Genomic DNA, 13,053 nt, shown 5'->3' on the forward strand with positions numbered 1-13,053 from the left:
TCTTTGGGTACATCAGTCCGTGATAAGAGGTGCATCATAAATGAACACCCCGTGCTGTGCAATTTTTATACAACACTCAGGACTGCTTAAATTTGAACAACGGTAACAGGTAGCGTTGCGCCTCTTCCGTGATAATGTCGAAATATTCTGGCTCCAGCGTTCGCCATAAACGTTGATACCAGACATCGTCGCCCTCGCCACGTACCATCATGTTCCCTTCGTAGGCCTGCAAAAACTTGCTGCGCGCTTTCTGGAGCGAAGCCCCATCCGTTAACATGGCATCATTCTGCGCGTCGTAACAGGCTTTTATCCATGCCCCCCCACTTTCAGGCAGCAAAAGCAAAGGCTTGTTCATGCCCTGACGATAACCTTCAATATAAAGCGACAGATACGTCAACGCCTTCTCAGGCTCCATCGGCGGGAAGCGCCACTCGCCGTCCTTACGTACAAACAACCGGCTTTCGCCTTCGTGACCACTCGCACTGTAGACAAGATGTTCGAGCCAGAGTTGCAGGCCATGTGAAACGCTGAGCATAGATGGGCGCCAGCGTAGCAGCCCGTCAGACTGCACGTGCGTGAGCCAGCCGCTGAGGTGCATACCGTTACAATCGAGATCAATTTCAATGCTGCTCGCCGGTTGCCGACACGCGATAACCCGGTCAGCAAGCGCTTGCATCTCCTCACACTGGGCATCCCAGACGATTTCGCCGAACGCACCATACGGCAGTAATCCCGACGCCCTGTAACGTCGGAACAGTTTACTGGCGTCTTCTTCGTCAACCAGCGCATTCAAAAGCTGGGAATTAAGCTTAAAACGCTCCAGTCCATCAAGAATAAACGGTTCCGCATCAGGGATTTCGCTCTCTTCCGAGCGGAAGTTCACCTGCAAGCGTTGCTGGAAAAAAGCCCGAACCGGATGGGCCCAAAAGCGCTGCAGCTGCTCAAACGTAAGGGTGTCTATGGCGCGCGGTTCGAGCGCCTGAATGAAATCGGTTTGCGGTGTGCCCGCGTTCTTCGCAGCGGGAAGCCACTCGCGGGCGTAGCTTTGCAGTTCATCAGGAACGTAATTGACAGGATCAAACGGCATACGGCTATGGTGACAGGTAATATGCGCTTTCACCCGACGTTCGCTTTCGTCGCAGTTACAGGCCTCATCGCCCGGCAGATAGTGACTCTGCCCGATGTAGTCCACCAGCTCCTGCACCAGCACGGACGGGAAACGCTCGCTGTTGTCCTGAATTGAACGGCCGATATAGCTGATATAAAGCCTGCTTTGCGCAGACATCAGCGCCTCAAGGAAGAGATAACGGTCATCATCGCGGCGGCTGCGGTCGCCCCGCTTCGGCTGTGCGCTCATGAGATCAAAGCCCAGGGGTGGCAGCGCACGTGGATAAATACCGTCGTTCATGCCAAGCAGACAGACTACTTTGAACGGGATTGAACGCATCGGCATCAGGGTGCAGATATTCACCGGCCCAGCAAGGAAGCGCTGGCTGATGCGCTCCTGATCGAGACGTTGCGTCAGCTCATCACGCAGAAGCGAAAGGGGAACCGCCTCGTGATAGTGCGAATTAACCCCCTCATCAACGATGGCCTGCCACTGCTTCTCGATAAGCGCCATGGCGGCTTCCGTTTCGCTGTCCGGCAGGAAGAAGTCATTTAGCATTTCGCGGCAAATCGGCAGCCACTCTTCGAGTGGACGGGGCTGCATCAATGCACGGCGCCAGCGGTTGAGCTGCATCAGCAGCGAGGCTAAGTGACCAACCAGTTCCGCAATTAACCCACTGGACTCATCGTACGGCAGCACGTCATTCCATTCGCCGTGGATGCTCTCCATCGCATACCCCAGCAGCATACGCGTCAGGCCAAACTGCCAGGTATGCTGGCCAGTCGCGGGCAGCTCAAACTCCTGGACGTTATCATCGTCGATTCCCCAGCGGACGCCGGATTCGTTGACCCACTGGCGCAGGTAGCGCAAGCCCTCTTCGTTAATGCTGAAGCGTGCGGCCAGAACAGGCACATCCAGTAATGCCAGCACATCCTCAGAGATAAACCGGCTATCAGGCAGCGAAAGCAGGCTGATAAAGGCCTGTAGCGCCGGGTGTGACTGACGAGCACGGCGGTCAGAGATCGCGTAGGGAAGATAGCGGTCGCCCGTTGCGCTGCCAAATACAGCCTGAATAAACGGGCTGTAGCTGTCGATATCCGCCACCATCACCACGATATCGCGGGGTGTCAGGGTTGGGTCGTCCTGCAACATGGCCAACAGGCGGTCATGAAGAATTTCAACTTCACGCTGTGGGCTGTGGCAAACGTGGATCGCGATACTGCGATCGTCAGGATCCAGTTTTCGCTTCTTATCGCTTCGCGCAAACTCCTCGGCAGTGATCCCGGCCACGGCACGGTTTTCTAAATCCAGAATATCAAGCTGAATATTGTGCAGCAGGCTGTCCGGCGTAATATCCGCAAACGCGTCCACGTCCCCCTCTCCCGAGGAGGTGATATCTGAAAGCAGATAAATATAGTCGCGCCCCAGCTTGCCCCACGAGGCAAGTAGCGGGTTCGGCAGGTTCTGAATCCCCTCTTCATCGAAAAGCTGCGCCGCGTTTTCACTGTCTTTAAACAGCGGCACGGCGCGTTCCTCAAATAGGCGTTTACGCTGGCGGGTGACCAGCCGTGAAAGCCAGCGCGGATCCTGAATATCTCCCCAATAGTGCCGACATGGGTTGGTAAAGAGGATATGGATATCAGTGTGCTTACCGAGCGCTTTTAGCGCGTTCAGGTAGACAGGCGGCAGCGCGGAGATACCGCAAATGAACACGCGTGACGGCAAACGGGCTGGCCGTTCTGCAGCGTTCTCGAGTGTTGAGATAAAGCGATCGTACAAGTTAGCACGGTGCCATTTAGGCTGACCGAGCTGCCCGGTATGCTCGACCAGCGCTTTCCAGAGCGGCGCCTGCCAGATTTGCGCTTCCGGTAACCCATCGACTAATTCTCCCGCTTCCCAGCGAATCAGCCATTCTGCGCGGTAAACCAGATACTGGTCATAGAGGTCAGCAGTGCGTGAGGCCAGCTGAAAAAGTTTGCGCTTGTCGGTGTCGTCATTCAGATAGTGGCGCAGCATGGCGAACTCATCATGCGCCAGCATGTCCGGCAGCAGCGTCATCAGTTTCCAGGCCATGCTTTGTTTGTTGAAGGCACTCTGCTCAGGAATATCCGGCAGGACGCGTACAAACATCTCCCAGATAAAGCTCGCGGGCAGCGGAAAATCGATATTCGCCGCAATGCCAAACTTCTGCGAAAGGGACATTTGTAGCCACTGCGCCATACCGGTGCTCTGCACCAGCACCATTTCTGGCTCAAACGGATCGTCAAGACGCTCTTGCTCAACGATATACTCCATCAGTGCTTCCAGCACATCCAGACGATTTGAGTGGTAAACCCTTAGCATAAACGCTCCCGACTAGCGGCTAACCGGGCAATGCAGACGCGTCAACGCGTCCTGCCGCCCCAGAGGAGAAATAAGTGTGACCGTGATGCTGACACATCCGGACTGTGTTGTCTGCCCCCGACTGACCTGCCAGCCCGGCGGGAGCGTTAATGTTGAGATCTGCGACTGATTCCACGCATGATGCCATAGCTGGCGATACTGGCTAAGCGCCGCATACCGGGCTGCCAGCGCGCGATGATATCCGGATAACGCCGTCACAACTACAACCAGCAACATCATTGCCAGCAAAACCTCAACCATGCTAAATCCTTTTTGTCTGCTCAGGGTAACTGACATAGCGCACTTTCCTTAAGGGGGCAGAAGTCGCTCCAGCCGTGAGCAGAAAAGCGTATCTGTCCTTCCGCGATATCCCCGCCTCGCCATAGCAACAGATCGTCATTTCCGGCAATAAGCAAAACACGCTCCCCAAACAGCCTTACACAGACCCGCAGACCTTGTGTCTGCTTGCACTGAACCTCTGGCCGTAAAGCCCAGTCCTGAACGCGTCCCCACTCCAGTGCAGATTGCAAGGCAGCCTGCTGGCGAACAGACAAACTCTCGCCATTCACCAACGTACTAAAGGTTTGCAACTGCTGGTTTAATCCGGTGAGGATCAGCGTGCCGAGCACCAGCAATAGCAGGACCAGCGCCAGCGATGACATGCCCCGCTGACGATTCACAGATTAAACCCCGTTACGGTGTGGCGAGCCGAAAAGGGTGCGGTCAGTTCACCTTTGCGGCGGGCACGCAGCTCGACATTGATTACCGGTGCAAAACCAGCACGATCGGTTTTAGTGACCATAAACTGCTCTATCAGGACCCGATCCGGGTCGGTGAGCTTATCCCATCCCTTACCTTCACAGGATGTCGCGCCCCGCAGCGTTTCGAGCGTTCCGGACTCAAGCCGGAATCCCGTGCTGTCATTTTCTGACGCGGTGCTATCCCACTGGCCGTTGCTGTTTGCATCCCACTGCACAATTGCACATCGTCCTTGCCTGCCGATAATTAACCCTTGCCCCTGACAATGCCCTGCACAGTATCCTGCTCGCTGGAGCTGTTTACCCATCGCAAGCAGGCGTTGCCACACCTCATCTTCCAGCTCCCGTTGCCCGGATTGCAGTAAAACACCCCGCTGTAGCCCCGGTAAAAAACGTGACGTGCTGAGTAACAGAATACTGCTTATCGTCATCGCAATCAGGACCTCCAGCAGGGAAAACCCTTTTTGTTTTACTGGCATAGACTTTCTCCTGCGGCATTACACAGCCTGATACGTCCGCCGTTTGAGACAATAACCCACCACGCACCGGCGCGGCTCTGCACGCGAATATGTCCGGCCCATGCGGTATCCCTTAAGCCGTAAAATCCCAGCGCAGGCGTTACGTCGCTCAGCGTGACCTCCGGCCATAACGGTTTCATCACGAACGGGCCGCCGCTGTCGCAGCCCGGGACCACAGCGCTGACAAGGCAGGCCTGATTCCCGTCAGCATGAAGCGCGATCCTGTGCTCGCTGTTGTGACGATTTGCGTCGTTTCGTAAGAACGCCAGGTAATCCCGCACCTGACAGGCTGTCTGCCAGAGCCGCTGCCGCTGTTGCCAGCTGTCCCAGCCATAAAGACCCGTCGCGCTGAGGATCACAACCAGCGAGATGGCGAAAAGGGTTTCGATAAGCGTAAAGCCATGTTCGTTTTTCATGGCGGAAGTGTGGCGGAATGGCAGAAAAGGCGCGAGCGTTAAACCAGAACATTACGAGCCGCTTTCCGGAGATTTTCACCCGTTGCAACGCGTTACATCGTCTCTGGAAACAGGCTCGAAGAACAAAACGAGCGCGAAAAAAAACCGGCGCTAAAGAGCACCGGTTGTGTCAGGATTCGCCGTATCAGATGGCGACAGGGGCTTTGATGCCAGGATGCGGGTCGTAGCCTTCAATCTCGAAGTCATCAAAACGGTAATCGAAGATCGAGTCCGGTTTGCGTTTGATCACAAGCTTCGGCAATGCACGCGGTTCGCGCGTCAGCTGGAGATGCGTCTGTTCCATATGATTGCTGTAGAGGTGGGTATCACCGCCCGTCCAGACAAAATCGCCCACTTCAAGATCGCACTGCTGCGCCATCATGTGCACTAACAGCGCGTAGCTGGCGATGTTAAACGGCAGGCCGAGGAACACGTCGCAGGAGCGTTGATACAGCTGGCAGGAGAGTTTGCCGTCCGCCACGTAGAACTGGAAAAACGCGTGGCAAGGCGCCAGCGCCATTTTATCCAGTTCACCCACGTTCCAGGCAGAAACAATGATACGGCGCGAGTCCGGGTCATTTTTCAGCTGGTTCATGACGGTCGTGATCTGGTCGATATGGCGGCCGTCCGGGGTAGGCCACGCGCGCCATTGCTTGCCGTAAACCGGCCCCAGGTCGCCGTTCTCATCTGCCCACTCGTCCCAGATGGAGACATTGTTTTCATGGAGATAAGCAACGTTGGTATCGCCTTGCAGGAACCAGAGCAGTTCATGAATGATCGAGCGCAGATGGCAGCGCTTCGTCGTCACCAGAGGGAAGCCTTCTTGCAGATTGAAGCGCATCTGGTGGCCAAAAATGGAGAGCGTACCGGTGCCGGTGCGGTCGTTTTTCGGCGTGCCCTCGTCGAGCACTTTTTTCATCAATTCAAGATACTGTTTCATGATTCCTCAGGAAAGTTGTTGCTGTGGACGACGACGATACGCCCAAATCATCATAATGGCACCCGCGACAATCATCGGAATGGAGAGGATCTGCCCCATGCTGATGTACTGTACCCACTCGCCGGTAAACTGTGCATCCGGCTGGCGGAAGAACTCGACGATGATACGAAACGCGCCGTAGCCAATCAGGAACAGACCAGAGACTGCCCCCATTGGGCGCGGTTTGCGGATATACAGATTCAGGATGATAAACAGCACCACACCTTCCAGCGCCAGCTCATAAAGCTGAGACATATGACGCGGCAGAACGCCGTAGGTATCGAAAATGGACTGCCACTCAGGATGCGAAGGCAGCAGCGCGATATCCTCTGCGCGGGAGCCCGGGAACAGCATGGTAAACGGCACGCTCGGATCGACACGCCCCCAGAGTTCACCGTTGATGAAGTTGCCCAGACGCCCTGCACCCAGCCCAAACGGGATTAATGGCGCAATAAAATCAGCCACCTGGAAGAAGTTACGTTTGGTGCGTTTGGCGAAGATCACCATCACGAGGATCACACCAATCAGTCCGCCGTGGAAGGACATGCCGCCGTCCCAGACGCGGAACAGATAGAGCGGGTCGTTCAGGAATACCGGGAAGTTGTAGAACAGGACATAGCCGATGCGCCCGCCCAGGAATACGCCAAGAAAGCCAGCATAAAGCAGGTTTTCCACTTCGTTCTTCGTCCAGCCGCTGCCCGGACGACTGGCGCGACGACCAGCAAGCCACATGGCAAAGACGAAGCCCACCAGGTACATCAGTCCGTACCAGTGAAGCGCTACAGGTCCTATTGAGAAAATAACCGGATCGAATTCCGGAAAATGCAGATAACCACTGTTCATCTGTCACCACAAGATGTTGTTATTCCGCTGAAAGTGGACAGCGGCTGAATTGCATTCCCGCCGTTGGCAGGTGCTCCAAAGTTGCGAATCATAGCATAAGGCAGGCGCGGAGGATGCGCCTGAGATGTAAAAGATGTGTATAGGGTTTTATGCGCGCTGTTCCCCCTCACCCCATTCCTCTTCCTCAAGGGAGAGGGGGTCGTCCGAGCAGTCATTATTTTGTGGGGATCAGCGGCCGCCGCGGATCAAACCGCCCATGCCGCGTCGCTCCATAAACGCCGCCACCTGATGGCGCACTTCGGCTGCCAGCTGTGCTTCCAGGCTACGCGCGGCCAGCTCATGCGCCTCATCTTGTTCGATGTGACGTAACAGGTATTTCACGCGCGCAACGGAACGTCCGTTCATTGACAGGTGACGGAAACCGAGGCCAATCAGGATCGCCACGCACATCGGATCGCCGGCCATTTCACCGCACAGGCGCAGGTCGATATTATGCTGCTCGGCTTCGCGGGCGATCATCGCCAGGGCACGAAGCATCGCCGGATGCAGGCTGTCGTAGATACTGGCCACGCGGGTATTGTTGCGATCGACCGCCAGAATGTATTGCGTTAAGTCGTTGGTGCCAACGGAGATAAAATCAACGCGGGTTGCCAGCTGCGGTAACATAAAGACCATCGAAGGCACTTCCAGCATCACGCCAATACGGGGTTTAGGGATCGCGTAGCCGATCATCTCTTCCACTTCGCGCCCTGCACGTTCAATCAACCGCCGCGCTTCGTCGATCTCGTCAATACTGGTGACCATCGGCAGCAAAATGCTGAGATTCCCCGTGGCCGCGTTGGCACGCAGCATCGCACGAACCTGGATAAGGAAAATTTCCGGCTGATCGAGGGTAATGCGGATCCCACGCCAGCCGAGGCAGGGATTCTCTTCACTGATGGGCATATAGGGCAGTTGCTTATCCGCGCCGACGTCGAGGGTGCGCAACGTGACGGGTTTGTCGTTAAACATCTGCAACATGCCCTGATACTGCGCAACCTGCTCCTCTTCTGACGGGAAGCCGCTTTGCAGCATGAACGGTATTTCGGTGCGGTAGAGACCAATGCCATCGATGCGGCTGCCGAGCTTCTCTTCATGCTCGGGGCTTAATCCCGCGTTGAGCATCACCTTTACCCGCTCACCGCTCTTGAGCTGTGCGGGCAGGTTGACGTCATCTTCCGCCAGCTTGCTTAATTCATTCTCTTCGCTGATAAGACGCTGGTACTCCTGAAGAAGAACCGGCTCAGGATCCACCAGCAACTCACCGCGATATCCGTCCACCACCAGCGTACGGCGATGCAGTACGGAGGGCTGAATATCCGCCCCCATCACGGTCGGAATACCGAGCGCACGCACCATAATGGCGGCATGAGAGTTAGCTGCGCCATCGCGCACCACCACGCCCGCCAGCCTGTCCTGCGGTAATTCCGCCAGCGTCGTCGCCGAGAGTTCATCGGCCACCAGCACAAACCGGTTCGGCCAGGCATTCGCCCCCTGAATAGTATCATCGAGGTGGAACAGCAGACGTTGCCCAAGCGCGCGTAAATCGCCGGCGCGCTCTTTCAGATAGCCGTCAGTCAGTACCGCAAACTGCTCGGCAAATTTTTCAATGACCTTTTTAACCGCCCACTCTGCCACCGACCCCTTATCGACCTCGGCAAATAACTCACGACGCAAACGCGCATCGGAAAGCAGGTGTGAGTAGAGATCGAAAATGGCCGCCGTCTCTTTTTGCGCGCCAGCGGCAAAGCGTTTGCTGTAGCGACGAAACTCATTCGCCGCCTCTTCCAGCGCAGCGGTGAGCCGTTCGCGCTCAAGCGCCTCATCCAGCGTAGAGGCTTCGTAGACCTGCTCCATCAGCGGGAGCGTGGCATCCATCCAGCCTTCGGCAATAGCGACCCCCGGCGAGGCCGGAAGCGCGCGAATACGCGTATGACGATACTGACCAAAAAGAGCTGTCAGTTGGGACTGAGAGAGGATCGCCGCCATCTGCGTTGCCAGCGTAACGAGGAAGGACTCCTCGCTTTCATCGTACTGGCGCAGCTCGCGCTGCTGAACAACAAGCACGCCAAGCAGCTGGCGGCGCTGAATAATCGGTACGCCAAGAAACGCGCGGAAACGCTCTTCTTTGACGGAAGGGATATATTTGAAGCTGGGGTGTTTTTGCGCATCGGCAAGGTTGATTGGCTCCGCCAGTCGCCCGACCAGGCCAACAATACCTTCATCAAACGCGAGCGTGACGGTACGTCCCCGTGGTTTTTTTAATCCGCGGGTTGCCATAAGGTAGTAGCAACGTCGGTCATGGTCGGCCAGGTAGACCGAACAGACCTCGGTTTCCATCGCAAGACAGATGTCCGTCACCAGAATATTCAGCGCCTCGTTGAGGCGAGGCGCACTGGCGACCTTTTCAACTATTTCTCGCAAGCGGGTGAGCATGATTTGCGTAGCTTAACCTCTTTTACGTCGCCAGGCAGGTGCGCTCTGTGGCTTCGGAGTCGTCTCCTGAAGCTGCATCACGACACTTGCGAACTCTTTCATCACCCTACGGTATACATCGCGCTTGAATGACACGACCTGACGAACCGGATACCAGTAGCTTACCCAGCGCCAGCCATCAAACTCTGGCGTGCTGCTGGTTTGCATATTGATATCTGAATCGTTGCCCACCAACTGCAAAAGAAACCACTTCTGTTTCTGGCCGATACAAACCGGCTTTGTGTCCCAACGCACCAAACGTTTCGGTAACTTGTAACGCAACCAGTTGCGGGTCGAAGCCAGGATGCGAACATCTTTTCGGCTTAAACCAACCTCTTCAAACAGCTCCCGGTACATCGCTTGTTCTGGGGACTCTCCAGGATTGATCCCGCCTTGCGGGAACTGCCAGGAGTGCTGACCATATCGCCGGGCCCACATCACCTGGCCCTGACGATTACAAATTACTATTCCTACGTTTGGGCGGTAGCCATCGTCATCAATCACCGGACTACCCCAAACTAAATCTGATATATGAATGATTGTTTCACACTACAGGGAGGCGGTAAACCACTCTCTTACAGGCCTGCAACCTAATAACATTTGAATAACTCACAATTTTGTGAGGAGTTATAAACAGATGAGGGCGACTGAGACCATTTTTATTCACCTTTTCTGTGGATATAGTTGTGAAGAAGTATGGAATTACCGATGAACAACCTTGTGGCCCGGCGAATCGGCAATTTTCATCACTTAAAATAAATTATTTAAATTCATCTAGTTAAACGTAAATTTAGGGTATCAAAGGCGATTAACGTGACGATCGTCACATCAAAGATCTTCCTGGTGATGAAAGATCGAACAGCGTCGGTTTTATCCACAGATTGTGCCAATAAGTTAGGCACAATTTGTGTGAAAATTCGATTTTCATCGCACGTCAAGGCTGTAAATTGAAACAGTAGTGGCGGTTATTCGCAGTTATCCCATTTTTCTGTGGATAACATGGTGTAAGATCCTGTTTATTGTCAGTGACCAGAATTGCACAACCTGTTTTTTAGCCATGGCGCGACGGGATACATTCCTAAAAAACATAATATAAATCATCCACATGGAATATATACTCAGAAAAAAGTAAACTCTATCCACAAGGGATAAAATATCAGTTCATTTTTTAACCAAAAGGTTGTCAGCATGCATTCTCTCGCCCCACTGCTCTCACCTCCCGTCAGTGAAGCCCAGTTACTCCAGCAGGCACAACGTTTGGCAGGCTATGCACTGGGCGAGCTGGCCGTGATGGCGGGGTTGACGATACCCAACGATCTGAAGCGCGATAAAGGCTGGATCGGCGTGTTGCTTGAACGTTGGCTGGGCGCAAGCGCGGGCAGTAAACCCGAGCAAGATTTTGCGGCGCTGGGGGTGGAACTGAAGACGATCCCCATTGATAGCCTGGGGCGGCCACTGGAAACTACCTTTGTCTGCGTTGCGCCGCTAACGGGTAATAGCGGAGTGACATGGGAAACCAGCCACGTCAGGCATAAGCTGAAGCGGGTGTTGTGGGTACCCGTTGAGGGTGACAGGCAGATCCCGCTGGCAGAGCGTCGCGTTGGCGCCCCGCTGCTCTGGAGCCCGGATGAAGAAGAAGAAAGACAGCTTTCCCAGGACTGGGAAGAGCTGATGGACATGATTGTGCTGGGACAGGTTGAGCAGATCACCGCCCGGCATGGCGAAGTGCTGCAACTCCGTCCCAAAGCCGCCAACAGCAAAGCGCTCACTGAAGCGGTAGGTGCACAGGGCGAACCGATCCTGACGCTGCCGCGCGGCTTCTATCTTAAAAAGAATTTCACCGGTGCACTGCTGGCACGACACTTCCTGTTGAAAACATAGTTTTTTACCAATTTTGCGCTCCGGCTAACATAATCTCCTCCTTTTTAAGATTTCCCCCCTTTCACCTGTCGTAATATCAGGTTATTACTACACTATGATTTGATACGAGCCAGGTGAGGATGAGAACGATGAAAAAATGGGCAGTAATTATCTCAGCAGTCGGTTTAGCGTTTGCGGTATCGGGTTGTAGCAGCGACTATGTCATGTCAACGAAAGATGGTCGTATGATCCTGACCGATGGCAAACCCGAAGTCGACGACGATACCGGTCTGGTGAGTTACCGCGATCGCGAAGGCAATCAAATGCAAATTAATCGCGACGAAGTCTCCCAGATCATCGAGCGTTAAACAGATAAAGGTCAGTAGCTTGCTGGCCTTTTTGATTTTTTCCTTCCCCTTTTGCCTTCCCTCTGCCATGTTTATATTCCTTTGTCGGGAGGTTCCTGACGCGGTCTGTATGTCTAAAAAAGGAAACCGGCTATGCATTATCACCGTATCCCCCATAGCGCTCTGGAGATCAGCCAGCTGGGGTTAGGCACCATGACATTTGGTGAACAAAACAGCGAAGCCGATGCCCATGCACAACTCGATTACGCCGTCAGCCAGGGCATTAACCTGATTGACGTGGCGGAGATGTACCCAGTTCCTCCCCGCCCGGAAACTCAAGGTCTTACCGAAACGTATGTCGGCAACTGGCTGGCGAAACGCGGCAATCGCGAAAAGCTGGTCATCGCTTCTAAGGTTAGCGGCCCTTCCCGTAATAACGATGCCGGGATCCGCCCTAACCAGCTCCTCGATCGCAAGAATATCCGTGCTGCGCTGGATGCCAGCCTCAAGCGCCTGCAAACCGACTATCTCGATCTTTATCAGGTGCACTGGCCGCAGCGTCCGACGAACTGCTTCGGTAAGCTTGGCTACACCTGGAACGAGAGTGCTCCGGCCGTCACCCTGCTGGAAACACTGGAGGCGCTTACGGAATGCCAGCGCGCGGGTAAGATCCGCTACATCGGCGTTTCCAACGAGACGGCGTTTGGCGTAATGCGCTATCTGCATCTGGCCGATAAACACGACCTGCCGCGGATCGTGACCATCCAGAATCCGTACAGCCTGCTGAACCGCAGTTATGAAGTGGGTCTCGCGGAAGTGACGCAGTACGAAGAGGTGGAGCTGCTAGCCTACTCTTGCCTGGGCTTCGGAACCCTGACGGGCAAATACCTGAACGGCGCGAAACCGGCTGGCGCGCGTAATACGCTTTTCAGCCGCTTCACCCGCTATAGCGGCGAGCAGACACAAAAAGCCGTGGCGGCCTATGTGGATATCGCGAAGCGTCACGGACTCGATCCGGCGCAGATGGCGCTGGCCTTCGTGCGTCGTCAGCCGTTTGTGGCAAGTACCCTGCTCGGCGCAACGACAATGGATCAGTTGAAAACCAATATTGAGAGTTTCCACCTGGACCTGAGTGAAGAGGTCTTAGCGGAGATTGAAGCGGTGCATCAGGTTTATACTTACCCGGCACCTTAAGTTGACGATTTGCCCGGTGGCGGCGTTGCCTTACCGGGCCTACAAAATCCGCCAACATCACGAAACGTAGGCCGGGTCAGGCGGAGCCGCCACCC

At 54.8% G+C, this 13,053-nt stretch carries 12 protein-coding genes; 3 read left to right on the forward strand and 9 right to left on the reverse strand.

What is annotated here, in order from left to right; all coding sequences use genetic code 11:
• Positions 1 to 76 precede the first annotated feature (76 nt).
• The 9 genes from recC to rppH form a co-directional block, all read right to left on the reverse strand.
• On the reverse strand, positions 77 to 3,451 hold the full coding sequence (gene recC / locus ACQG0S_RS17530) for an exodeoxyribonuclease V subunit gamma (RefSeq protein ID WP_048965684.1): 3,375 nt from the start codon (positions 3,449 to 3,451) through the stop codon (positions 77 to 79).
• A 12-nt stretch (positions 3,452 to 3,463) separates the two neighbouring features.
• The gene (locus tag ACQG0S_RS17535) at positions 3,464 to 3,787 is read right to left on the reverse strand and encodes a prepilin-type N-terminal cleavage/methylation domain-containing protein (RefSeq protein ID WP_048965685.1); all 324 of its coding nucleotides are present in this window, start codon (positions 3,785 to 3,787) and stop codon (positions 3,464 to 3,466) included.
• Positions 3,772 to 4,170: a DUF2509 family protein gene (locus ACQG0S_RS17540; RefSeq protein WP_048965686.1), complete on the reverse strand. Its 399-nt coding sequence runs from the start codon at positions 4,168 to 4,170 to the stop codon at positions 3,772 to 3,774. Before ACQG0S_RS17540 ends, ACQG0S_RS17535 begins: the two co-directional genes overlap by 16 nt.
• Complete coding sequence (locus ACQG0S_RS17545; RefSeq protein ID WP_048965687.1) at positions 4,167 to 4,727, reverse strand: prepilin peptidase-dependent protein; 561 nt, start codon at positions 4,725 to 4,727, stop codon at positions 4,167 to 4,169. Before ACQG0S_RS17545 ends, ACQG0S_RS17540 begins: the two co-directional genes overlap by 4 nt.
• Positions 4,718 to 5,182, reverse strand: a complete 465-nt coding sequence (locus ACQG0S_RS17550) for a prepilin peptidase-dependent protein (protein ID WP_023298512.1) — start codon at positions 5,180 to 5,182, stop codon at positions 4,718 to 4,720. Before ACQG0S_RS17550 ends, ACQG0S_RS17545 begins: the two co-directional genes overlap by 10 nt.
• Before the next feature lie 184 nt (positions 5,183 to 5,366).
• Positions 5,367 to 6,161: a thymidylate synthase gene (thyA, locus tag ACQG0S_RS17555; RefSeq protein ID WP_006811817.1), complete on the reverse strand. Its 795-nt coding sequence runs from the start codon at positions 6,159 to 6,161 to the stop codon at positions 5,367 to 5,369.
• Between the two features lie 6 nt (positions 6,162 to 6,167).
• Positions 6,168 to 7,043: a prolipoprotein diacylglyceryl transferase gene (lgt, locus tag ACQG0S_RS17560; protein ID WP_022649236.1), complete on the reverse strand. Its 876-nt coding sequence runs from the start codon at positions 7,041 to 7,043 to the stop codon at positions 6,168 to 6,170.
• 228 nt (positions 7,044 to 7,271) lie between these two features.
• Positions 7,272 to 9,518, reverse strand: coding sequence for a phosphoenolpyruvate--protein phosphotransferase (gene ptsP, locus ACQG0S_RS17565; RefSeq protein ID WP_023306854.1), 2,247 nt, complete (start codon positions 9,516 to 9,518; stop codon positions 7,272 to 7,274).
• A gap of 12 nt (positions 9,519 to 9,530) precedes the next feature.
• Positions 9,531 to 10,061: an RNA pyrophosphohydrolase gene (gene rppH / locus ACQG0S_RS17570; protein WP_032622373.1), complete on the reverse strand. Its 531-nt coding sequence runs from the start codon at positions 10,059 to 10,061 to the stop codon at positions 9,531 to 9,533.
• Between the two features lie 684 nt (positions 10,062 to 10,745).
• Between rppH and mutH the strand changes: the two genes are divergently transcribed.
• The 3 genes from mutH to ACQG0S_RS17585 all read left to right on the forward strand — a co-directional run bounded on the left by mutH (position 10,746) and on the right by ACQG0S_RS17585 (position 12,958).
• Entirely contained in the window at positions 10,746 to 11,438 is a 693-nt protein-coding gene (gene mutH, locus ACQG0S_RS17575) for a DNA mismatch repair endonuclease MutH (protein WP_022649239.1), read from the forward strand.
• 128 nt (positions 11,439 to 11,566) lie between these two features.
• A complete protein-coding gene (locus ACQG0S_RS17580) occupies positions 11,567 to 11,785 on the forward strand; it encodes a YgdI/YgdR family lipoprotein (RefSeq protein WP_003862794.1) in 219 nt (72 codons plus the stop codon).
• 132 nt (positions 11,786 to 11,917) lie between these two features.
• On the forward strand, positions 11,918 to 12,958 hold the full coding sequence (locus ACQG0S_RS17585; RefSeq protein ID WP_048965688.1) for an NADP(H)-dependent aldo-keto reductase: 1,041 nt from the start codon (positions 11,918 to 11,920) through the stop codon (positions 12,956 to 12,958).
• The last annotated feature ends 95 nt before the right edge of the window (positions 12,959 to 13,053 follow it).

It is taken from the genome of Enterobacter cloacae complex sp. 418I7, assembly GCF_050030705.1.
Classification (GTDB): Bacteria; Pseudomonadota; Gammaproteobacteria; order Enterobacterales; family Enterobacteriaceae; genus Enterobacter; species Enterobacter intestinihominis.

Excerpts from the sequence above, each read along its gene's own strand:
- recC (WP_048965684.1), bottom strand. The coding sequence starts at position 3,451 with ATGCTAAGGGTTTACCACTCAAATCGTCTGGATGTGCTGGAAGCACTG.
- ACQG0S_RS17535 (WP_048965685.1), bottom strand. The coding sequence starts at position 3,787 with ATGTCAGTTACCCTGAGCAGACAAAAAGGATTTAGCATGGTTGAGGTT.
- ACQG0S_RS17545 (WP_048965687.1), bottom strand. The coding sequence starts at position 4,727 with ATGCCAGTAAAACAAAAAGGGTTTTCCCTGCTGGAGGTCCTGATTGCG.
- ACQG0S_RS17550 (WP_023298512.1), bottom strand. The coding sequence starts at position 5,182 with ATGAAAAACGAACATGGCTTTACGCTTATCGAAACCCTTTTCGCCATC.
- thyA (WP_006811817.1), bottom strand. The coding sequence starts at position 6,161 with ATGAAACAGTATCTTGAATTGATGAAAAAAGTGCTCGACGAGGGCACG.
- lgt (WP_022649236.1), bottom strand. The coding sequence starts at position 7,043 with ATGAACAGTGGTTATCTGCATTTTCCGGAATTCGATCCGGTTATTTTC.
- ptsP (WP_023306854.1), bottom strand. The coding sequence starts at position 9,518 with ATGCTCACCCGCTTGCGAGAAATAGTTGAAAAGGTCGCCAGTGCGCCT.
- mutH (WP_022649239.1), top strand. The coding sequence starts at position 10,746 with ATGCATTCTCTCGCCCCACTGCTCTCACCTCCCGTCAGTGAAGCCCAG.
- ACQG0S_RS17580 (WP_003862794.1), top strand. The coding sequence starts at position 11,567 with ATGAAAAAATGGGCAGTAATTATCTCAGCAGTCGGTTTAGCGTTTGCG.
- ACQG0S_RS17585 (WP_048965688.1), top strand. The coding sequence starts at position 11,918 with ATGCATTATCACCGTATCCCCCATAGCGCTCTGGAGATCAGCCAGCTG.